This is a genomic window from Bordetella ansorpii (assembly GCF_900078315.1).
Lineage (GTDB): Bacteria > Pseudomonadota > Gammaproteobacteria > Burkholderiales > Burkholderiaceae_B > Bordetella > Bordetella ansorpii.
Map to the genome: position 1 here is coordinate 259,956 of NZ_FKBS01000012.1, position 23,127 is coordinate 283,082.

5 protein-coding genes are annotated in these 23,127 nt (G+C 72.5%); all 5 read left to right on the forward strand.

The window, feature by feature from the left end:
- Positions 1–13: 13 nt before the first annotated feature.
- From A7W11_RS06215 to A7W11_RS06235, 5 genes are read left to right on the forward strand one after another with little or no spacing between them, the layout of a single operon-like run.
- Positions 14–5,365: a non-ribosomal peptide synthetase gene (locus A7W11_RS06215; RefSeq protein WP_066410115.1), complete on the forward strand. Its 5,352-nt coding sequence runs from the start codon at positions 14–16 to the stop codon at positions 5,363–5,365.
- Positions 5,362–12,294: a type I polyketide synthase gene (locus tag A7W11_RS06220; RefSeq protein ID WP_066410117.1), complete on the forward strand. Its 6,933-nt coding sequence runs from the start codon at positions 5,362–5,364 to the stop codon at positions 12,292–12,294. Before A7W11_RS06215 ends, A7W11_RS06220 begins: the two co-directional genes overlap by 4 nt.
- The gene (locus tag A7W11_RS06225; protein WP_066410119.1) at positions 12,291–15,341 is read left to right on the forward strand and encodes an amino acid adenylation domain-containing protein; all 3,051 of its coding nucleotides are present in this window, start codon (positions 12,291–12,293) and stop codon (positions 15,339–15,341) included. The genes A7W11_RS06220 and A7W11_RS06225 overlap by 4 nt, the downstream gene beginning before the upstream one ends.
- Complete coding sequence (locus tag A7W11_RS06230; RefSeq protein ID WP_066410121.1) at positions 15,338–18,598, forward strand: non-ribosomal peptide synthetase; 3,261 nt, start codon at positions 15,338–15,340, stop codon at positions 18,596–18,598. The genes A7W11_RS06225 and A7W11_RS06230 overlap by 4 nt, the downstream gene beginning before the upstream one ends.
- Positions 18,595–23,106: a type I polyketide synthase gene (locus tag A7W11_RS06235; protein WP_066410123.1), complete on the forward strand. Its 4,512-nt coding sequence runs from the start codon at positions 18,595–18,597 to the stop codon at positions 23,104–23,106. The genes A7W11_RS06230 and A7W11_RS06235 overlap by 4 nt, the downstream gene beginning before the upstream one ends.
- Positions 23,107–23,127 lie beyond the last annotated feature (21 nt).

Below are 23,127 nucleotides of genomic sequence, written 5' to 3' on the forward strand. Positions count from 1 at the left end.
CAGGGAGATCGGAATGGCGGGCGAGAAGGGGCTGGCGGGCCGGGAGCGGGACGGGGCGGCGGACATCGTGTCGCATCTGCGCGGGTTGGCCGATGCGCGGGGCGACGAGCCGTGGCTGACCGTGGTGGGCGCGGCGCCGCAAGGCCGCCGTGCCGACGTGCTGACCTACGGGCAGCTGGACGCGCGCGTGCGGGCCCTGGCCGCGGTGCTGCAACGGGATCATGACCGCGGCGCGCGCGCGCTGGTGATGCTGGACAACGACGAGCACTACGTCATCAGCATGCTGGCGTGCTTCTATGCCGGCGTCGTCGCGGTGCCGGTGTTTCCGCCCGAGCCCAATCGCCCGCAGCCGATGATGCGCCTGCGCGAAATCGCGCTGGACGCGCAGGCCGCCTGCATCCTGACCCTGGCGCATTGGCGCGACGCATTGCGCGAGGGCGCGCAGGAATTCGAGGAGGCGCGCCTGCTGGCGGTCGACGAGGTCGACGCCAGCGAGGCCGAGACCTGGCATCCGTTCGCGCCGTCGCCTTCCGATATCGCATTCCTGCAATACACCTCGGGATCGACCGCCGCGCCCAAGGGGGTGATGGTGTCGCACGGCAATCTGATCGCCAATGCCCGGGCCATCATCGCCAGCATGGGCATCACGCCGGCCGACCGGATGTTGACCTGGACGCCGCTCTACCACGACATGGGGCTGATCGGCGGCCTGCTGCAGCCCTTGTACGCCACCACGCCGCTGGTGCTGATCTCGCCGCGCTATTTCCTGGAAAGTCCCGTGCGCTGGCTGGCGCTGGTGCACGAGTTCCGCAGCACCATCAGCGGCGGTCCGGACTTCGCGTACCGGCTGTGCGTGGACCGTGTCAGCGACACCCAGTTGCGCGGCCTGGACCTGTCCTGCTGGCGGGTGGCCTATACCGGCGCCGAACCGGTGCGCGCGGATACCTGCCGGGCATTCTCCCGGCGCGTGGCGGCGGCCGGGTTCTCGCCGGCCGCGATCTATCCCTGCTATGGCCTGGCCGAATCCACCTTGCTGGCCACCGGCGGGCGGCGGGGCGACGGCATGCGCAGCACGCGTTTCCACAGCGCCGACATGGCGGCCGGCCAGGCGCGCGCGCTGCAGGAGCCGGACGGCGCCGAGGCCATGGAGCTGGTCGATTGCGGCGTGGCGGCGGATGGTCACGAGATCGGAATTTTCGACGGCGCCGCCGCGCGGCCCCTGAAGGCAGGCGAGGTCGGCGAGATCTGGATATACGGCCCGAGCGTGGCCTGCGGTTATTGGAACCGGCCCGACGCCTCGCGCGAGACGTTCGTCGGCGAACCGGGCCGCCGCTGGCTGCGCACCGGCGACCTGGGCTTCCTGCGCGAAGGGCGGCTCTACATCACGGGCCGCCAGAAGGACCTGATCATCGTCAATGGCCACAATCTCTACCCGCAGGACATCGAGCGGGTCGTGGAGCAGGGCGTGGCGGGCGCGCGGCCGGGCCGGGTCGCGGCCTTCGCGGTGCACGGCGCCTCGGGCCAGGATGAAGGCGTGGGCGTGGCGCTGGAGGTATCGCGCAAAGAACGCAAGCAGACGAGCGTCGCGCAGGTGGTCGAGGCCGCCATCACGGCGGTGGGCGCGGCGTTCGGCCATGCGCCCGAGGTGGTCGTGCTGCTGGAACCCGGCGCCTTGCCCAAGACGTCCAGCGGCAAGCTGCAACGCCAGGCGTGCCGGCAGGGCTGGGCCAGGCGCACGCTGGACGCCTATGGCGCCTACGCGCATGGCCGCTACGTGCTGGGCGAGGACGCCAATGCCAATGCCGATGCCGGCGACGCGGCGCCGCGGACGGATACCGAGCGCGCCCTGTGCGAGGTGTGGCGGCAGGCACTGGACCTGTCCGCCACGCCGCCGCGCGATGCGCATTTCTTTGCCGCGGGCGGCGACTCCCTGGCGGCGACCCGGCTGGCCGCCTTGATCCGCCGGCAGTGGGGGTTCGCGTGCTCGGCACAGGACATCCTGGCGCAGCCGCGCCTGCACGCGCTGGCCGGATGGATCGCGGGCCAGGCGGATGCGCCGGCGCCGCAGGTCGACGGGCCCGCGCCGCGGGACCGCGGCCAGCAGGCGCTGGCTCAACCGGTGTCGCACGCCCAGGAGAGCCAATGGTTTCTGTGGCAACTGGATCCCGGCGGCGCCGCCTACCACGTGTGCGCGGCGCTGCATCTGTCGCGCCGGCCCGACCGCGCGGCTCTGGAAACCGCGCTGGCCGCGCTGCGCGAACGGCACGCGGTGCTGCGTACCGTCTACGATGTGACGCCCGAGGGCGCGGTGACGCAGCGCGTCACGCCGGCGCAAGGCCCGGTGGCGTCGTGGATATCGGCCAACGATGGCCTGGACGCGGCCTTGCGCCGCTTCAGCCATGCGCCGTTCGACCTGCGGCAGGGGCCGCTGCTGCGCGCAGCGGTGATCACCGAAGAAGACGCGCCCGATTGCGTGCTGGCCATCGCCTTGCATCACATTGCGGCGGACGCGGTCTCCATGGCGCTGCTGCTGCGCGAATGGGCCCAGGCCTATGCGCACGCCGCCGCAGGCCAGGCGGACCCGGCCAGCGCGCCGGCCTTGCAGTACGCGGATTTCGCGGCGTGGCAGCGCGGGCAGTCTCAAACGGCGGCGTTCGCACGGCAACTGGCATGGTGGCGCGATCGGCTGGGCGAGCGTCATCCGGTGCTGGCCTTGCCCCTGGACCGGCCGCGCACCGATGCCGCGCGGCATCCCGCGGGGCATTTCCGGCTGACGGTGGATGCGGCGCTGGGCGCGAGACTGCAGCAGGTGGCGGCCGGGCAGGGCGCTTCGCTGTTCATGCTGTTGCTGGCCGCCTTCCACGCCCTGTTGCACCGCTATACCGGCCAGGAGGACGTACGCGTCGGCGTGCCCATGGCGCAGCGCACGGCGCCGGGTACGCAGGACATGGTGGGGCTGTTCGTCAATACGGTCGTCATGCGCGCCACGGTGCGCGGACGCCTGACGCTGGGTACGCTGCTGGAACAGGTTCGCACGATGGCGCTGGGCGCGCAGGCCAATCAGGACTTGCCGTTCGAGCAGGTCGTGCGCGCCCTGGTGCCGATGCGCAATCTGCGCGTCAGTCCGCTGTTCCAGGCCATGTTCAATTTCCTGGGGCAGGACGTTCAAGGGCAGATCCAGTTGCCAGGCATCGCCGTGCGCTACCAGCGCGTGCCCGAGGCGGCCTCGCAGTTCGACCTGGCGCTGGATGTGCAGCGCCAGCAGGACGGCACGCTGCTGGCGGATTTCGTCTACCCCGCCGATCTGTTCGACGCCGCCACCATCGCGCGCATGGCCGACAGCTATGCGCTGCTGTTGCAGGCCTGCGTGGATGACCTGCAACAGGCGGTCGGCGAGATCGTCCTGCTGGCCCCCGCGCAGCAGCAGGCGCTGGCGCAGTGGAGCGCCAGCCGTCACGACGGTGTGGCGCCGCTGTTCGAACCGGTGCATAAGGCGATCGAACGGCATGCGGTGACGCGGCCGCGCGCGGTGGCCCTGGCTGGCGATGCCGGCGAGCTGGATTACGACGCGCTGAACCAGCATGCGAACCAGCTGGCGTCGCGGCTGCGCGAGGCCGGCGTGCGTCCGGGCGGCGTGGTGGTGTCGGCGTTGCCGCGCTCCGCGCAGATGGTCGTCGCGCTGCTGGCGGTCTTCAAGCTGGGCGCGGTGCACGTGCCGCTGGACGCCACGCAGCCCGCCGCGCGGTTGAATGCGCTGGTGGCCGACTGCCGCGCGCAACTGGCCATCTTCGAGGCGGAATCGCCGCTGGCGCTGGCCGCGCCCGCCTGCCCGCAACTCATTCTGCCCGCGCAACTGCCCCCGCTGGGCCCGCGCCTGGCCGATCCCGCGGTGGCGCTGCATGCGGACAGCCTGGCCTATGTCATCTATACCTCGGGCACGACCGGACGGCCCAAGGGCGTGGCGGTGCCGCACGGCGCGCTGGCCAGCCACCTGCGCGCCATGACCGCGCTGTGCGGCATGGACGGGCACGACAGGGTGCTGCAGTTCGCGTCGCCGCACGTCGATGCGGGCCTGGAGCAGACCTTGTTGCCCCTGGCCACGGGCGCTGCGCTGGTGCTGCAGCCGCGTTGGCAGACGCTGGCGCCGGCCTTCGACCAGGATCTGCAACGATTGGGCGTAACGGTGGCGGACCTGCCGCCGGCCTATGCCCGCCAGTTGCTGGCGCAGGCGCAGCCCTTGCAGGCGACGCTGCGCGCCGTGCTGTTCGGTGGCGAAGCCTGGCATGAGGACGATCTGCGCCTGTTCCGGCGCGTGTTGCATCCCGCGTGCATCATCAATGCGTACGGGCCGACCGAGGCGGTGATCACGCCGGTGGCCTGGCGCGCGGACGGCCAATCGCCGGGCGGCGAGCCCACCGGGGCGCCGCCTATCGGCCGGGCGCTGGGCCCGCGCTGCGCCTATGTGCTGGACGCCGATCTGCAGCCCGTGCCGCCAGGCGTCACCGGCGAGCTCTACCTGGGCGGCGAAGCCCTGGCGCGCGGCTACCTGAACCGGCCCGACATCACCGCCGACCGTTTCGTCGCCGATCCCTTCCACGTGGCCGGCGCGCGGCTGTACCGCACCGGCGACCTGGTGAAGTGGCGCGAGGACGGCGAGCTGATCTATCTGCGCCGCAATGACGCGCAAGTCCAGCTGCGGGGATTCCGCATCGAGCCGGGCGAGATCGAGGCGCGCCTGCTGGCCCTGCAGGGCGTGCGGGAAGCCGTGGTGCTGCTGCTCGAACGCGGCGATACCGCGCAACTGGTGGCCTGCGTCACGGCCCGAGCCGATCACGCGCTGGATGGCGCCGGCCTGCGGGCCGCTTTGCGCCAGCATCTGCCCGAGGTCATGGTGCCGGGCGCCGTGCACGTCCTGCCGAGCCTGCCGCTGGCCAGCGGGGGCAAGATCGACCGGGCCGCCCTGGCCGCGCATGCCGAGCAGGCCGCCGTGGCGGCGGCTGGCGCATGTCCTGTCCCGGCTACGCCGGCCCAGGACGGCCCGGCCACCGCGCTGGCCGCCGCGCTGGCGGCCATCTGGGCCGAGGTGCTGGGCGTCGAGCACGTCGGTCCGCACGACAACTTCTTCGACCTGGGCGGCAATTCCCTGCTGCTGATCCGCCTGCATCAGCGCATCGAGGCGCAGCTCGATGCCGGCTTGACCGTGCTGGACCTGTTCCGCCACGCCACCGTCGCGGCCCAGGCCGCCCATCTGGCGCCCAAGCCGGCGTCCGCTGCCGCCCCGGCGGCCGCGCAGGCCGCCGAGGGACGCGCGCAGCGCCAGCGCGCCGCCCTGTTGCAACGCGGCGCCGCACGGAGAGTTCAATGAGCACCCCTGATTCCGATTCCCTGGATACCGGCACGGGCCTGGAGATCGCCATCGTCGGCATGGCCGGCCGCTTTCCCGGCGCGGCGGATCCCGATGCCTTCTGGCGCAACCTGCGCGACGGCGTGCAATCGCGCACGGCGTTCTCGGACGCGGACCTGCTGGCGCGGGGCGTGCCGCAGCAGGCGCTGGACGATCCCGGCTATGTGCGCGCGGGCATCGTGCTGGACGACGTGGCCGAGTTCGACGCGGGCTTCTTCGGCTATACGCCGCGCGAGGCCGAACAGCTCGATCCGCAGCACCGATTGTTCCTGGAGTGCGCCTGGCAGGCCCTGGAGCAGGCCGGCGGCGTCGGGCGCGCGCGCAACGATTCCGTCGGGGTGTACGGCGGCAGCGGCGCGGGCCTGTACCTGCTGCGCCACCTGTTGCCGGCCACCGGGTTGGGGGCGGACAGCGGCATCGCCGACCTGCTGGGCCTGCTGAACGGCAACTCGCCGGGCTCCTTGTGCGCGCGGGTGGCCTACAAGCTGGACCTGCGCGGACCGGCGGTCACCTTGCAGACGGAATGCTCGACCTCGCTGGCCGCGGTGCATTACGCCTGCCATGCGCTATGGGCGCAGGACTGCGACATGGCCCTGGCGGGCGGGGTGTGGATCAACCTGATGCAGGAGCAGGGCTACCAGTTCCAGGAAGGCGCCATCCTGTCGCCGGACGGCCGTTGCCGCGCCTTCGACCAGGACGCGCGCGGCACGGTGATCGGCAGCGGCGCAGGCGTGGTGGCGCTCAAGCGCCTGGCCGACGCGCTGCGCGATGGCGATACCGTGCATGCCGTCATCAAGGGGTCCGCCGTCAACAACGACGGGGCGGACAAGGTCGGCTTCACCGCGCCCAGCGTGGCCGGGCAGGCCGCTGTCATCCGCGCCGCGCTGGCCCTGGCCGATGTGGCGCCGGCCAGCGTGGGCTATGTCGAGGCGCATGGCACCGGCACCACGCTGGGCGATCCGGTGGAGATTGCCGCGCTGGCCGAGGCCTTCGGCGCGGATTGCCCGCCAGGCAGTTGCGCGCTGGGATCGGTCAAGACCAATATCGGCCACCTGGACGCGGCCGCGGGCATCGCCGGCCTGATCAAGGCGGCGCTGGCGCTGCGCCACCAGCAGTTGCCGCCCAGCCTGAATTTCCAGTCGCCCAATCCGCGTATCGACTTCGGCGCCACGCCGTTCTACGTGAACACCTCACTGCGGCCGTGGCCGCGCGGCGCGACGCCGCGCCGCGCCGGCGTCAGTTCGTTCGGCATGGGCGGCACCAATGTGCACGTGGTGCTCGAAGAAGCGCCGGTTCCCGACGTATCGGGCGCGCCCGATGATCGCTGGCAGGTGCTGCCCGTGTCGGCGCAGACGCCCGCCGCCCTGAACGACGCACGGACCCGCCTGGCCCGGCATCTGGAACAATCGCCCGGGGCGCCGCTGGGCGACGTGGCGTGGACGCTGCAGGCCGGCCGGCGCGAGTTCGCGCACCGCGACGCCGTGGTCGCGCGTGATGCCGCGCAGGCGGCCCGGTTGCTGGCCGAGCCCATGCGCCAACCGGCTGCCGCCGTGCGCGCCGCGCCGCCGGTGGCCTGGCTGTTTCCCGGCAGCGGCGCGCAATACGGCGGCATGGCCGCCGCGCTGTACCGCGACGACGAGGGTTTCCGCCAGACCCTGGATCACTGCTGCGCGCGGCTGCGCGCACTGACCGGACATGATCTGTTGCCCCTCGTGCTGGCCGAGGGCGCGGCAAGCGAGACGGCGGACACGGCGCTGTTCGAGGTCGCGCTGGCGCAGCCCGCGCTGTTCGCGGTCGAGTACGCCATGGCGCAATGGTGGCTGCGGCGTGGCGTGCGGCCCGACATCATGCTGGGCCATAGCCTGGGCGAATATGCCGCCGCCTGCGTGGCCGGCGTCTTCGAACTGGACGACGCGCTGTACGTGGTGGCCGAGCGTGCCCGGCTGCTGCAATCGCTGCCGCCCGGCGCCATGACCGCCGTGGCGCTGCCGGCGGACGCGCTGGCGCCGGTGCTGCGCGAGACCGGTTGCGATCTGGCCGCCGTCAACGGCGAAGAGGTCAGTGTGCTGTCGGGGCCGCTGCCGGCCATCGAGGCGGCCGAGGCCTGGCTGGCGCGCGAAGGCCATGTGCCGCGCCGCCTGCACGTGGCCCTCGCCTCGCATTCGGCCATGACCGAGGCCGTGACGGGGCCGCTGGAGCGGGTCGTGGCCTCGGTGCCACGGCGTGCGCCGTCCATTCCGTTCGTCTCCAATCTGACGGGCGCGCGCATCACCGACGAGATGGCGACGGACCCGGCCTATTGGGCCCGGCACCTGCGCGGCACGGTGCGCTATGCGCAAGGGCTGGACACGCTGTATGCCGAGCCGGGCAGGGTGCTGCTGGAGGTCGGGCCTGGCGAGACGCTGATCGCGCTGGCGCGGCAACATCCCGGCGCCGGCACGGCGCGCGCATTGATGGCTTCCCTGGCGCACCCGAGGCAGCGCGACGAGAACGGCGCGCGCATCGCGCAGGCGGTGGCGGCGCTGTGGCAAGCCGGCGTACCGGTCGATTGGCGCGCCTGCCGCGCCAACGGTGGCCGCATGGTGCCGCTGCCCACCTATCCGTTCCAGCGCAAGCGCCATTGGGTCGACGCCACGACGGCCGCATCGCGGCAGGCGCAGGCGGGGCCGACGTATTGCATGACGTGGCGCCGTGCCGCCGCGCCAAGTCGTGTGAAGACGACCCGCGGGGAGGGCCCCGGCGTGGCGTGGTCCGGCGTGGATGCGTCCGGCGTGGATACGTCCGGCGCGCAGAATCGCAGCCTGGATACGTCGGCCACGGGCTGCGTGCTGTGGGTCGGGCCGGCGCCAGACGGCTGCATCGAAGGATTGGGAACGCGGGGGTACACGGTACGCCACGTAGCGGACACGGCGGCGCTGCCTGCCGCATTGGCGCGGGCGCGCGCCGAGCCGGGCGGACTGGCGCAGGTGGTCTGGCAGGCGCCCGGCGCGGGCGCGGACGACCTGGCCGGCATCGACGGCCTGTTGGCCGTGCTGCACGCGTTGGACCCGTCCACCCCGCCCCAGGCCGCCTCACCCCTGGGGCTGACCGTGCTGACGCGCGGCGCGCTCGATGTCTCGGGCGACGAACCTATCGATCCGGCTGCCGCCGCGCTCAATGGCCTGCTCAAGGTGGCGCAGCAGGAGTATCCCGGCCTGGCGTGCCGCCTGCTGGACCTGGGCGGCGCCGCCACGCCCGCCGCCGTGCTGTGCGCCGAACTGGCGGCCTGGCCGTCCGGGGACCCCGCCACGCCGCACCCATCCACTGTTGCCTATCGCGGCCGCCAACGCTGGCTGCGCGACGTCGCGCCCCTGGCGCTGCCGCCGTCGGCGCCGCGCCTGCGCCGCGCCGGGGTCGTGCTGATCACCGGCGGCCTGGGCGGCGTCGGCCTGGCGCTGGCCGGCCATCTGGCCGCGCAATGGCAGACGCGGCTGGCGCTGCTGGGCCGCAATGCCACCGCGCAGGCCCGCGCACCCGCCATGCAGCAGCGCCTGCAGGCCCTGGAGGCCGCGGGCGGCCAGGTGCTGGTCTGCGACGCCGACGTCGGCGATCCCGCCAGCCTGCAGGCGGCGCTGGCGCTGACGCGCGCCCGCTACGGCGCCTTGCATGGCGTGGTGCACGCCGCCGGCGCCGATGCGACCGGTATGCTGGCCGATTGGGACGGCGCCGCGATGGCGGGCGTGCTGGCGCCCAAGATCGCCGGCACGCGCGCGCTGCTCGACGCGCTGGCCGGGCAGCCGCTGGATTTCGTGCTGCTGTGCTCGTCGCTGGCCAGCGTGGCGGGCGGCCTGGGCATGGGGGCCTATGCGGCGGCCAATGCCTATCTGGACGGCGCCGCGGCGCAAGCCACGCGGCACTGCGATTACCCGGTGCTGTCGGTCAATTGGGATGCCTGGCGCGGCCTGGGCATGGCGGCCGGCATGGAGATGCCCGATGGCGTCGGCCTGGAGGGTCCGGCCGGCGCACGCCTGTTCGAGCGCATCGTCGACGCCGCGCCGTGCGCGCAGGTGCTGGTCTGCACCACGGACCTGCACGCGCGCCTGCGGGCATCCGGCCAGGATCTGCTGGACGGCGTGGACGAGGCGGAAGCGGGCGCCGCCACGGCGCAGACGCGTCATCCCCGGCCGTCCCTGCCGACCCCCTACGCAGCGCCGCGCGACGCGGCCGAGCGCGAAGTGGCCGCCGTCTGGCAAGAGCGCCTGGGCCTGGACGGCATCGGCCGGGACGACAGTTTCTTCGAACTGGGCGGCGATTCGCTGGTGGCCATCCAGGTCCTGTCGCGCCTGAAGAAGCAATGGGGCGTGGACGTCCACCCCAGCGCGTTCTTCCGCGAACCCACCATCGCCGCACTGGCGGCGCAGGCCGCACGCGCGCGCCAGGGCGGCGCGGCGGCCCGGGCGCCGGTGGAACTGGCGCCGCTGCAACATGGCGACGTGCTGCCGCTATCGCCCATGCAGCGGCGTCTCTGGCTGGTGCAACGGCTGGCCGACCCGGCGCAGGACAGCGCGCTGTCGGCCTACAACATCTCGGCCAGGCTGGACATCGAGGGCCGGGTGGAGCCCGACCTGGTGGCGCGCGCCATCGGCACCATCATCGAACGCCACCAGGCCCTGCGCACGGTCTATGACGAAGACGAGGACGGCAATCCGCTGGCGCGGGCCGTGGCCGCGCCGACGCTGAATCTTCCCGTGCACGACCTGCGCGACGCGACTGCCGCTGACCGGCAGGCGCGCGAGGCGGCCTTGTTCGACACGCTGCGCGGCACGCCGCTGCCCTTGGACGCCGCGCCGCTGTTGCGCGCATGCATGCTGCGGCTGGCGCCCACGCGGTCGCGCCTGTTGGTGGCCGTGCATCACATCGCCTTCGATGGCTGGTCGATCTCGGTGTTCGCCCGCGAGCTGAGCGGCATCTACCAGGCCCTGGCGCAAGAGCGCCCGCTGACGCTGGCGCCGCCAGCCGTGCAGTATGCCGACTACGCCGCCTGGGAAGCGCGCCGCCACACGCCGCAGGCCCTGCAGGCCAGCCGCGCTTTCTGGCGCGACTACCTGGCCGGAGCGCCCGCCGTGTCCAGTCCGCCGTCCGAACGGCCACGGCCCGCGGTGGCCTCGCATCGCGGCGGCTGCGTGCCGCTGCAACTGCCGCCCGAACTGGCCGACGGGCTGCGCCGCGTGGCGCGCGGCAGCGGCACCTCGCTGTTCAACGTGCTGATCGCGGCGTTCTTCCTGGTCATGCACCGGGCGGCCGATGCGCGCGACCTGGTGGTCGGCACCGACGTGGCCGGGCGCGACCATCCCTGGCTTGAACATTCGATCGGGTTCTTCGTCAACGTAGTACCGCTGCGTTCGCGCCTGGACGATGCGCCGCCCAGCTTCCTGCCCTGGCTGGCGCACACCGCCGGGCAGGTATCGGCGGCCATGGATCACCGCCACGTCCCGTTCGACGAGATCGTGGACATGGCGGGCGCGCCGCGCTCGCGCGGCCACAATCCCTTGCTGCAGATGCTGTTCGTGCTGCAGAACACGCCGGCCGCGCGCTTCGAACTGGGCGAGGCCAGCGTCCAGATACTGCCCCAGGGTGAGAATGACGCCAAATTCGACCTCGCCGTGTTCGTCACGGAACAACCCGCCGGCCTGGCCTGCGAGTGGGTCTATGCGTCCGACCTGTACTCGGAAGCGACGGCGCGCGAGTACGCGGCGGCATGGCACGGGCTCCTGACCCGTATCGCGGATACGCCGGATCTGGATATCGCGCCGTTCGTTTCCCGCAACAAGGAGAAGGTCGGCATGCGAACCGCTTTGGCAAACAGCAAGGCAAACAAACTGGCGCGCCTGGCGGCGGGCGCCGCGCAGCGCCCCGACAGCGCCGCGCAGGTCGCCACCAGGCCCTTCGACGAAGGCAGGTTGCTGCCGCTGGTGATCGAGCCGGCCCAGCCCGGCCTGGATGCGGTCGCGTGGGCCCGCGCCAACGCCGGGCAGATCGAACAATGGGTGGCGCGGCACGGCGGCCTGCTGTTCCGCGACTTCGGGCTGAAGACGCCGCAGCAGTTCGAATCGTTCGCCGAGGCGATCGAGCCGCAACTGTTCGGCAGCTATGGCGACCTGCCCAAGAAAGAGGGCGGGCGCAATACCTACCGCTCCACGCCGTATCCCGAAAAGCAGATGATTCTGTACCACAACGAAAGCGCGCACCTGGAGCGTTGGCCGCGCAAGCAGTGGTTCTTCTGCGAACTGCCTTCGCCCTCGGGCGGCGCCACGCCCATCGTCGATTGCCGGGAGATGCTGACGCGCCTGCCGCAACACGTGGTCGAGCGGTTCGAGCAGCACGGCTTGTTGTACGTGCGCACCTTCACGCCCCGGCTGGACGTGGATTGGCGTGATTTCTACAAGACCTCGGACCGCGCGCAAGTGGAGTCGCGTCTGGCGGCGGCGGGTACGCAATGGCGCTGGCTGGATGCCGACACGCTGCAGACCCGCACGCAGTGCCCGGCCATCATCCGCCATCCCGTGACGGGCGAGCGCAGCTTCTTCAATCAGGTCCAGTTGCACCATAGCGCGTGCCTGGAAGAGGACGTGCGCGAAGACCTGCTGAGCCTGGTGGGCGCCGAGCGCATGCCGCGCCAGGTGTACTACGGCGACGGATCGGTGATTCCCGACGACGTCATGCGTATCGTGGGCGAGGCCTACGAGGCATGCGCGGTGCGCTTCCAGTGGCGCCAGGGCGACATCGTGATGCTGGACAACATGCTGGCCGCGCATGCGCGCGACCCGTATCAAGGCCCCCGCAAGATCGTCGTGGCGATGGGGGAAATGGTCGACCGGTCCTCGCTGGACCTCGCGGAGCAGGCGCAATGACGGAGCATCTCGATACCGCCCAGGCCTATGGACTGAGTCCCGAGCAACAGGCCTTGGCGGCCGCCGCGTGGACACCGCTCACCTATGTATGCCCGGCCGTGCTGGACGCCGCGACGTTGCGCGCCCGGCTGGCACAGCTGCTGGCCCGCCACGAGGCGCTGCGCGTGGCCATCCGGCTGGCGGAGCCCGACGCATCGGAGCCGGGCCTGCAGGGGCCGTTGGCGCAGGCGCGCGGCATGGCCTGCGATGACATCGTGCTGGAGGCCGGCGACGACGCGGCGCTGGAAGCGGCCGTCGCGGCATGGGCGCAACCGCCCATGGACGCCGCTTGCGGCGAGATCCTGCGCGTGGCGCTGCTGCAAGGCGCCGGCCGGGTCGCGTTGGCCGTGGCGGCCCATCCCTCGGCGCTGGACCACGGCAGTCTGCGCCGCCTGGCGCGGGCACTGGCTGGCCAAGCCTCGGCGGACGCGGATTTCGCCTATCGCGACTATGTGTCTTGGCGCCAGGACATGGCCGCCGATCCGGCGGATGTCGCCGCCGGCCTGGATTACTGGCAGGCCGCCTTGCCCGAAGGCGCGGCGCTGGCCGGCCCCGTGTCGGGCTATCAGATCGATTGCCCGGCGCATTCCGGCCGCGTGCGCGCCCGCCTGCAGGCCGATCCGGCGCTGGTTCAGGCGGTACGGCGCCACGCCCAGCAAGCCGCTTGCGCGCCCTCGACCGTCTGGATGGCGGCCTGGTGGCTGCTGCTGGCGCGCTTGAACGGGCCGTCCGCGTTCGCCGCGGGCGTGCTGCGCGATTGCCGCGACGATTACGACGTGATGCGCGGCGGCCTGGGCGTGTACGAGAAACTGCTGCCGCTGCGCGTCGAGATCGGCGCCGGCCTGTCGTACGCCGACTGGGTGGCGCGGCTGGACGCCGAGCTGGCGGGGCAGGGCGAGGCGCAGGAATACTGGCCATTGCAAGGCGACGCCCGGCAGGGCCACTGGTCGGTGGGCTTCGCGCACGACGCCCAGGGCGACCCCGCGGCGTGGCGCCGCGGCGGCACCTTGTCGGGCTGCGCGCTGGCCCTGCGGATCGACGAGGATGCGGCCTCTGCCTGCCTGACGCTGGAGGCGGATGCCCGTCACTATCACCCCGACACGGGACAGATGCTGGCGCAGTACGAAGCCCTGTTGCGCGCCGCCCTGGCGCAGCCGGGCGCATCGGCCTGGCGTCTGCCCGTGGCGGTCGACCCGTCGCGTATCGCGCTGGCGTGGCAAGGCGCGGCCCTGCCGGGCGACGCCGTGCCGCTGGCCGAACGTTTCCGTTTCTGGGCCCGGCAGACGCCGGATGCGCTGGCCGTGGCCGAAGGCTCGGACGGTCTGAGCTATCGCGACATGGATGCGCGGGCAACGGCCCTGGCGGGTGCGCTGCGCGCCCAGGGCGTGGCGCCGGGCCAGATCGTCGCGCTGGAACTGCCGCGCGGTGCGGCGCTGCTGACGGCCATTCTGGCGGTCTGGCGCGCCGGCGCGGCCTATCTGCCGCTGGAGCCGAACTGGCCGCAGGCCCGCCGCGCGGCCATCCTGGAAGATGCCCGGCCGGCGCTGTGCGTCCATGCGCGCGGGGACGAGACGGCGCTGGCCCACGTTCCGCGCATGGCGTACGACGCGCTGGCGGCGGCCGCCGCGCAAGACGGCACGGAGGCCGCCGGGCACGGCCTGGCCTACGTGCTGTACACCTCCGGATCGACCGGCGTGCCCAAGGGGGTGATGGTCGGGCATGCGGCGCTGGCGAACTACGCCGCGGCGATCGGCACGGCCTTGTCGCTGTCTTCCGGTCAACGCTGGGCGCTGACCAGCTCGGTCGCCGCCGACCTGGGCAACACCGCGCTGTACGGCGCCTGGTACAGCGGTGGCTGCGTGGTGATCGCCAGCGACGCGGATGTGCGGGATGCGCGCGCGTTCTCTTCCTTCGTCAGCCAGCACCGGATCGACGCGATCAAGATCACGCCCACGCATCTGGAAGCGTTGATCGAGGACGCCGCGCCGCGCCTGCCTTCGCTGATCGTGCTGGGCGGCGAACCCACGCCGCGCGCCTTCGCGCAGCGCCTGCTGGGCATGGCGCCGGGTGTCCGGCTGTACAACCATTACGGCCCCACCGAGACCACGGTAGGGGTGATGGTGCACGCGGCGCGCCCGGACGAAGCCCTGTCGTCGCTGCCCTTGACGCAACTGCTGGCCAACAACCGCGTCCAGGTGCTGGACGCGCAGGGGCAGCCCGCGCCCGTCGGTGGCCGGGGCGAAGTGTGCATCGGCGGCGCGCAACTGTGCCAAGGCTACCTGAACCGGGACGACGGCGAGGCTTTCACGGGCGACGCCGCCGGCCGCCTGTATCGCAGCGGCGACGTGGCGTGGGTGCTGCCCGGCGGCGGCCTGCGGCTGGCCGGACGGGCCGACCATCAGGTGAAGATCCGCGGTTTCCGGGTCGATCTGGCCGAAGTGGAAGCGCAGTTGCTGGCGCTGCCTGGCGTGCGTCTGGCGGCGGTCGTGGCCGACCGTGGCGCGGGTGGCGAAACCGTACTGGCGGCCTTCGTGCAAGCCGACGGTACGCTGGCCGATCCGCGCCGGGCCCTGGCCGAACGCGTGCCGTCGCACCTGGTGCCGGCCCGCGTGACGCAGCTGCAGGCGTTTCCGCGCCTGGCCAACGGCAAGATAGACCGTCAGGCTCTGGCGGCATTGGACGCGCCGCCGGCGCAGACGGGCCAGGAACAGGGCGATGCCGCACCGCCGCGCGATGCGCTGGAGACAGTGCTCGTCGAGCTGGCCAGCGGCCTGCTGGAGGTGCCCGGGCTGGGCATCCATGACGACTTCTTCGAACTGGGCGCGCATTCGCTGCTGGTCATCAAGCTGGCCGCGCGCCTGCGCAAGCGGCTGGCCGTGGACATCGCGCCGGGCACGGTCTTCGATCATCCCAACGTCGCGGCGCTGGCGCAGTATCTGCGCGGGCTGGGCGCCACTGTGCCGCAGCATGCGCCCTCGGGCGGCGCCGGCGTGCTGGAGCCGACATGATGGCCGCGGTTCCGCCCGTCCTGGCGTCGGCGCCGCTGTCGTTCGCGCAAGAGCCCTTGTGGCTGTTGCAGTCGCTGGATCCGGCGTTGACGGCCTACAACCTGCCGCGTGCGTTGCGCATCCGGGGCGAGCTCGATGCCGATGCGCTGGAACGTGCCTTGCAGGGCGTGATCGCGCGCCATGACACCTTGCGCACCCGCTTCGCGATGGTGGACGGCGAACCGCGCCAGGAAGTGCTGGCGCACGCCGCCTTCGCGCTGTCGCGCGAAGACCTGTCGGCGCTGGCGTCGGCCGAGCGCGAGGCCGGCCTGGCGCGCACGCTGCGCGCCGTGGCGGGCCATGTGTTCGATCTGGCGCGGCCGCCGGCCATCGTCGCCACCCTGGTACGGCTGGCGCCGGATGAATCCGTGCTGGCCTTGTGCCTGCATCACATCGCATCGGATGGCGCCTCCAATCCGCTGCTGGCCGCCGATCTGCAGGCCGCGTATGCGCAGGCCCTGGCGGGGCCCGTGCAACTGGCGCCGCTGGCGGCACGTTATGCCGAGCTGGCGGACGACCAGCGGCTGGCGGTGCACAGTGGGCGGCTGTCGGCGCAGATGGCCTACTGGGAAGCCTATCTGGGCGCGCCCATCGCGCCGCTGGCGCTGCCCAACGACCGTCCGCGTCCACCGCGCCAGACCCATGCCGGTGCGCTGCTGCCGTTGCGCCTGCCCACGGCGCTGTCCGAAAAACTGCGCGAGCGCTGCCGTGAAATGGCCGCCACCCCGTTCGTGCTGCTGCTGGCGGCCTGGCAGGTGACGCTGGCGCGCCTGTGCGAACAGGGACGCTATGCCATCGGCGTGCCGCAGGCCGGCCGGCATGACGAGCGGGCCGAGGCGCTGATCGGCTGCTTCGCCACCACCCAGGTCTATGTGGCCGACATCGCCTCGCATCACACCCTGCGTGACGTGGTGGCGGCCGTGCGGCGCGATGCGCTGATGGCCATGAATCACGCCGAGGCGCCGCTGGAATGGCTGCTGTCGCAGCGCCGCGACCCGCGCGATCCGGCCCGCAATCCCTTGTTCCAGGTGCTGTTCGGCGTGCAGATGGGCGCCGCCGCGCCGCGCTGCGCCTTCGGGCAGGCGCAGGCCGAGTTCATGGAGCTGGATCCGGGCACGGCGAAATTCGAACTGTCGCTGGACCTGCGCATCGATGCCGATGGCGTGAGCGGCTACCTGGAATACAACACCGATCTCTTTTCCCCCGACGCCGCCGGGCGGGTGCTGCAAGCCTGCGAGCGCGTGTTGCGCCAGCTCGCGCAGGATCCCGACGTGCGTTGCGGCGCCTTCGATCTGGTGCCGTCGGCCCACCGCCTGCAACTGCGCCGCTGGGCGGTGCCGGCATCCGCGCCGATCCCCTTCGTGGCGGTGCATGAGCGCATCGCGCGGCAGGCGCGCGGCACGCCGGATGCCGTGGCCCTGGTGCACGGCTCCGAAACGCTGCGCTACGCCGAGCTGGAGGCGCGCGCCAACCGCCTGGCGCACCGGCTGGCGCAGGCGGGCGCGGGCGCCGATACCCGTGTGGCCGTGCTGGCCAGCCGCAGCGTGGCCATGGTGGTGGGGCTGCTGGCGGTGCTGAAGGCCGGCGCCGCCTACGTGCCGTTCGATCCCGAACTGCCGGCCGCGCGGCTGGACTACATGCTGGCCGACAGCGGGCCCCGGGTGCTGCTGTCGCAGGGGGGCCATCACCAGACCCTGTCGCTGCCGCCGGGCTTGACGACGCTGGACCTGGATGCCCCCGAATCGCCCGGCATGGCCGATCCCGGTCCGCCGGCCGTGCCCCTGCATCCCGAGATGCTGGCCTACGTGATCTACACCTCGGGCTCCACCGGCATGCCCAAGGGCGCGGCCAACCGGCATGGATCGCTGGACAACCGGCTGATGTGGATGCAGGACATGTGCCGCCTGCAGGCGGGCGACGTGGTGCTGCAGAAGACGCCGTTCGGGTTCGATGTCTCGGTCTGGGAGTTCTTCCTGCCCCTGATGACGGGCGCCACGCTGGCCGTGGCCGATCCTGGCGCGCACCGCGATCCGCAGGCGCTGGCCGCCGTCATCGAACGCGATGGCGTCACCACGGCGCATTTCGTGCCGTCGATGCTGCAGGCCTTCCTGGACGGCGGCGTGGCCAGCCAGTGCCGCAGCCTGCGCCGGGTGATCTGCAGCGGCGAGGCCTTGCCCGCCGCCCTGCAGGCGCAGACCTGGCAGCAACTGCCCTGGGCCGAGCTGCACAATCTGTACGGCCCGACGGAGGCCGCCATCGACGTTACCCATTGGCCCTGCCTGCCGCCCGGTGGCGCGGACGTGCCCATCGGCCGGCCCATCGCCAATACGGGCACGCATGTGCTGGACGCGGATCTGAACCCGGTGCCCGCCGGCCAGCCCGGCGAGCTGTATCTGGACGGGATCGCGCTGGCGCGCGGCTACCTGGGACGCGCGGGCATGACTGCGCAGCGCTTCGTGGCAAGTCCGCTGGGCACGGCGGGCGGACGCTTGTACCGCACCGGTGACCGGGTGCGCTGGTCCGCCGACGGCGTGCTGCACTATCTGGGCCGGGCGGATGACCAGGTCAAGATCCGTGGCAATCGCATCGAACTGGGCGAAATCGAAACCGTGCTGGCCGGGATGGCCGGCGTGGCGCAGGCGGCGGCCCTGGTGCGCGATGGCGCGGGCGGCCCCGAACTGGCGGCCTACGTCGTGCTGGCGGCGGGTGACGCGGCCGCCGCGCCGCAAGCCTTGCGGGCCGGACTGGCCCAACGCCTGCCGGCCTATATGGTGCCGTCCAGCATCACCGTGCTGCAGCGGCTGCCGCTGAACGCCAGCGGCAAGCTCGACCGCAAGGCCTTGCCCGCGCCCACGCAGGCCGCGCCGGCCGCGATGCAGGCGCCCACGCGCGACATCGAGAAGACCATCGCGCGGGCCTGGTGCCTGGTGCTGGGACGCGAGCGCGTGGGTCTGCATGACAACTTCTTCGACAGCGGCGGTCATTCATTGCTGGTGCTGCGCCTTCAGGCCGAGCTGCAGTCGGCGCTGGGCCAGCGCATTCCCGCCGTCGATCTGTTCACCTATCCGACCGTTGCCGCGCTGGCCGCGCACCTGAGTCCGGCGCCACCCGACCCGGACCAGGACGCTGCCCAGGCGCAGGCACACGCCGACGACGCGCGTCAGCGCCGCGAACATCTGCGTCGCCGCAAGCGCGCCGCGCAAGGAGCGTTGCCATGAATGACCGGGATCCCGCTTTCGAGGACGACGACGATGGCCTGGCGATCGCCATCGTGGGCATGGCGGGACGCTTTCCCGGCGCGGCGGACGTGGACGCGCTGTGGCGCAACGTGGCCGCGGGCGTCGAGGCGATCCAACGCTATACCGACGCGCAATTGACCGAACACGGCGTGCCGCTGGCGCGGCGCGACGACCCGGCCTTCGTGGCGGCCGGCGCCGTGCTGCCCGATCTGGATGGATTCGACGCCGCCTTCTTCGGCTATTCGGCGCGCCAGGCGCAGCTTCTGGATCCGCAGCAGCGATTCTTCCTGGAAACCGCGGTGCACGCGCTGGAGGACGCCGGTTATTACGGACGCAGCCAGCCCGCCCGCGTGGGCGTCTACGCGGGCAGCGGCGTCAACCAGTACGCCTGGCGCAACCTGCTGCCAGCCGGCATGACGCAAGGCGACGACGCCACCCTGGCCGCCATCCTGAACGGCAACGACAAGGATGCGCTGTGCACGCGCGTGGCCTACGAGCTGGATCTGCGCGGACCGGCGGTGAGCGTGCAGACGGCGTGCTCGACCTCGCTGGTGGCGGTGCATCTGGCGTGCCAGTCCCTGTTGAACTACGAGGCCGACCTGGCGCTGGCCGGTGGCGTGTCGCTCAATCTGGGGCAGTGGGAGGGCTATTACCACCAGGTCGGATCGATCCGTTCGCCCGACGGCTATTGCCGCGCCTTCGATGCGCGGGCGGCGGGCACGGTCAGCGGCAGCGGCGCGGCGGCGGTGGTGCTCAAGCGCCTGTCCGATGCGCGGGACGATGGCGACAACGTGCTGGCCGTCATCAAGGGCTCGGCCATCAACAACGATGGCTCGGGCAAGGCCGGCTACACCGCGCCCAGCACCGAGGGGCAGGCGCGGGTCATCCTGGCCGCGCAGGCGGCCGCGGGCGTGGCGGCCGACAGCATCGGCTACGTCGAGGCGCACGGCACGGGCACCGCGCTGGGCGACCCGATCGAGATCGCCGCGCTGACGCGCGCCTTCGGCCAATCGCCCGGGCGTGCCGGCCAGTGCGGCATCGGATCGATCAAGACCCAGATCGGCCATCTGGACGCGGCGGCCGGCGTGACCGGCCTGATCAAGGCCGTGCAGGCGTTGCGCCACGCCACCTTGCCGCCGACGCTGAATTTCCAGACGCCCAATCCGGAAATCGATTTTGCCGCGGGGCCGTTCCGTGTCCTGACGCAAGCCGAGACCTGGCCGGTGGGCCCGTTGCCGCGCCGCGCCGGGGTCAGTTCCTTCGGCATCGGCGGCACCAATGCGCACGTGGTGCTGGAAGAGGCGCCCGCGCGCCCGGCGGCCCGCGCGCCGCGGCGGCGCTGGCAGGTGCTGCCGGTATCGGCCCGCAGCGCGGCGGCGCTCGACGGCGCCCAGGCCCGCCTGGGCGACCGGCTGGCGCAAGGCGACGTCGCCGCGGCCGACGCGGCCTGGACCCTCCAGCAAGGGCGGCGCGAATTCGACTGGCGGGGCTACACCCTGATGGCCACGGACGGCCAGACGCTGGCGCCGTACCGGCCGGCAGCCGCGCGGCACGAGGCGCCGCAGGTCGCCATGCTGTTTCCGGGACAGGGCTCGCAGCATGCCGGCATGGCGGTGGCGCTGTACCAAGAGGAACCCGCGTTTCGCGCCACCGTGGACGAATGCTGCGCCATCCTGCAGCCCTTGCTGGGCCTGGACCTGCGCCGCCCGATGTTCGCCACGGGCCCCGCCGCGCGAGAGGCCGCCGCCGAACTGGCGCGCACGGCGCTCACGCAGCCGGCGCTGTTCGTCATCGAGTATGCCTTGGCGCGGCTGTGGATGTCCTGGGGCGTGCAGCCGACGCTGATGCTGGGGCATAGCGTCGGCGAGTATGTCGCGGCCTGCCTGTCGGGCGTGTTCCCGTTGCCGGACGCCTTGTCGCTGATCGCCGCGCGCGGCCGCCTGATGCAGCAGTTGCCTGCCGGCGCGATGCTGGCCGTGCCGCTGAGCCCGGATCAGGCCGCGCGCTGGACAGGCGCCGACTGCGGCATCGCGGCGGTCAACGCCGGGAATCTGTGCGTGCTGTCGGGTACCCCGCAGGCCATCGAGACGGCCGAGCAGGGGCTGGCGGCGCAGGGCATCGAGGCGCGCCGCCTGACGGTGTCGCATGCGTTTCACAGCCCGATGGTCGAGCCGGTGCTCGATACCTTCGCCGCCCTGGTCGAAGGCGTTCCCCGCCAACCGCCGTCGATTCCGTGGATTTCCAACCTGAGCGGCCAGCCCATCACGACGCAGGACGCCGTGGACCCGCGTTATTGGGCGCGCCATCTGCGCGGCACGGTGCAGTTCGCCCTTGGCCTGGACACCTTGTTGGCCGAGCCGGGCAGGGTGCTGCTGGAAACCGGGCCGGGCGCGGTGCTGACCGCGCTGGCGCGCCGGCATCCGCGCGCCGCGGACGCCGCGGCCGTGCTGGCCTCGCTGCCCACGCCGCGCGATGCCGCCGACGCCGCGCAATGCTGCGCCCAGACCGTGGGCAGGCTCTGGTGCGCCGGGGTGCCGCTGGACTGGTCTGCCTATCAGGGCACGGACGGCCGCCGCGTATCGCTGCCGGGCTATCCCTTCGAGCGCCGCTCGTACTGGATCGAGGGCGCCGAGACCGGCACGCAAGCGCCGCGGGCGAACGATACGCCGGGCGACAGCCGCCCGGTCGAGGCCTGGTTCGAGCAGCCGTGCTGGACCCAGGCCGCGCCCCTGGCCGACGGCGCCGCGCCGGCCCCGGGCCACTGGCTGCTGTTCGGCCAGCACGACGCGCTGACTGCCGCCTTGCGCGCGCGCCTGGAACGCCTGGGCGCGGACATCGTGTTCATCGAGCGCGCGGCCCGCTACGAGGTGCAGTCCGCCAGCCACTATGCGCTGCGGCCCGGCGCCGCCGAGGACATGGCGCGCCTGCTGGATGCCCTGGGCGACCGCGATACGCCGCTGGCGGGCGTCGTGCATGCCTGGAGCGTGCCGGCCGCCGGTCGCGCGACCGACCAGGCCATCCTGGAAGAGGGCTTCTACAGCGTGGTCGCGATGATCCAGGCCGTGCTGGGCGCGGGGCCGGGGCGGCGTGTCAAAGACCTGCCCGTCACGATCGTGTGCAGCCAGGCGATGGATGTCAGCGGCGCCGACCGCCTGCTGCCCGCGCGCGCCACGCTGACCGGGCCGTGCCGCGTCCTGCCGCATGAGGCGCCGGACATCCGCTGCCGGCTGGTGGACGTGCCCGCCGACCCTGCGGCGCGTTACGCCGGCTGGCTGGCCGGACAGGTACTGGCCTCGCAATGGGAAGGCGGCACGGTGCAGGCCTACCGCGGCCCGCAACGCTGGACGCTCGATTATGCTGCATGCGCCCCCCTGGCCGATCCGCAGGCGCCGGGCCTGCGCCATGAAGGCGTCTACCTCATCACCGGTGGCCTGGGCGGCATGGGCCTGGCCCTGGCCACACACCTGGCGACGCAATCGCAGGCGCGCTGCGTGCTGCTGGGGCGCAGCGCCGTGGCTCCGCAACCGCAATGGGCCGCGTTGGCCAGCGACGCGGACACGCCGGGCGAGCGCGCGCGATATGCGGCCTTGCAGGCCTTGCACGCGACCGGCGTGCCGTTCGAGATCGTGCAGGGCGACGTCACCGATCCCCAGTCCATCCCGGCTGCGCTGGAACGCGCCCGGGCCCGCTTCGGCGCCTTGCATGGCGTGATCCACGCGGCCGGCCTGCCGGGCGGCGGCGTGTTGGCGCAGCGGGGCCACGAGGCCATGGCCGCGGTGCTGGCGCCCAAGGTCGATGGCACGCGCGCCTTGCTGCGGGCCGTGGAGGGCCTGGAGCTGGACTTCATCGTGCTGTGCTCGTCGATCGCGGCGGCGGTCGGGGCCTATGGCGATGCCGACTACTGCGCCGCCAATGCCTACCTGGATGCCTGCGCGGCCCGCGCCCGGCAGGCGCTGGGCGTGCCGGTCTGGTCGCTGGGCTGGGACACCTGGTCCGAGGTCGGGATGGCGGCGCATCGCCAGGCCCCTTCCGGTGCGGCCATCGCGCCCGGGCAGGGCGCGGCGGCCCTGGCGCGCATCGTGGCCACGGCGGGCGGCGGCAATGTGCTGGTGTCGCCGCAGGGGCTGCGGGCCAAGCGGGCGCGTGCGCAGTCGCTGGACTATGCCGACGACGTCGCGCAGCCCGTGGTGGCGGCAACGCGTCATCCGCGCCCGGCCTTGCCCAACGCTTATGTCGCGCCCGCCAGCGACCTGGAAGAAGCCTTGGCGGAGTTGTGGAGCGGGGTGCTGGGATTCGAGCCGATCGGCGCCGGTGACAGCCTGTTCGATCTGGGCGGCGATTCCCTGACCGCCATCCAGATCCTGGCGCAGGTGCGCAAGCAGTACGAACTGGCCTTGCACCCGGCGGAATTGTTCAACGACCCCACCGTCGCAGGGCTGGCGACACGGGTCGAACTCGGATTGATTGAACAGATCGCACGGTCCTGACGTCTTCACAGGGTAGACAGC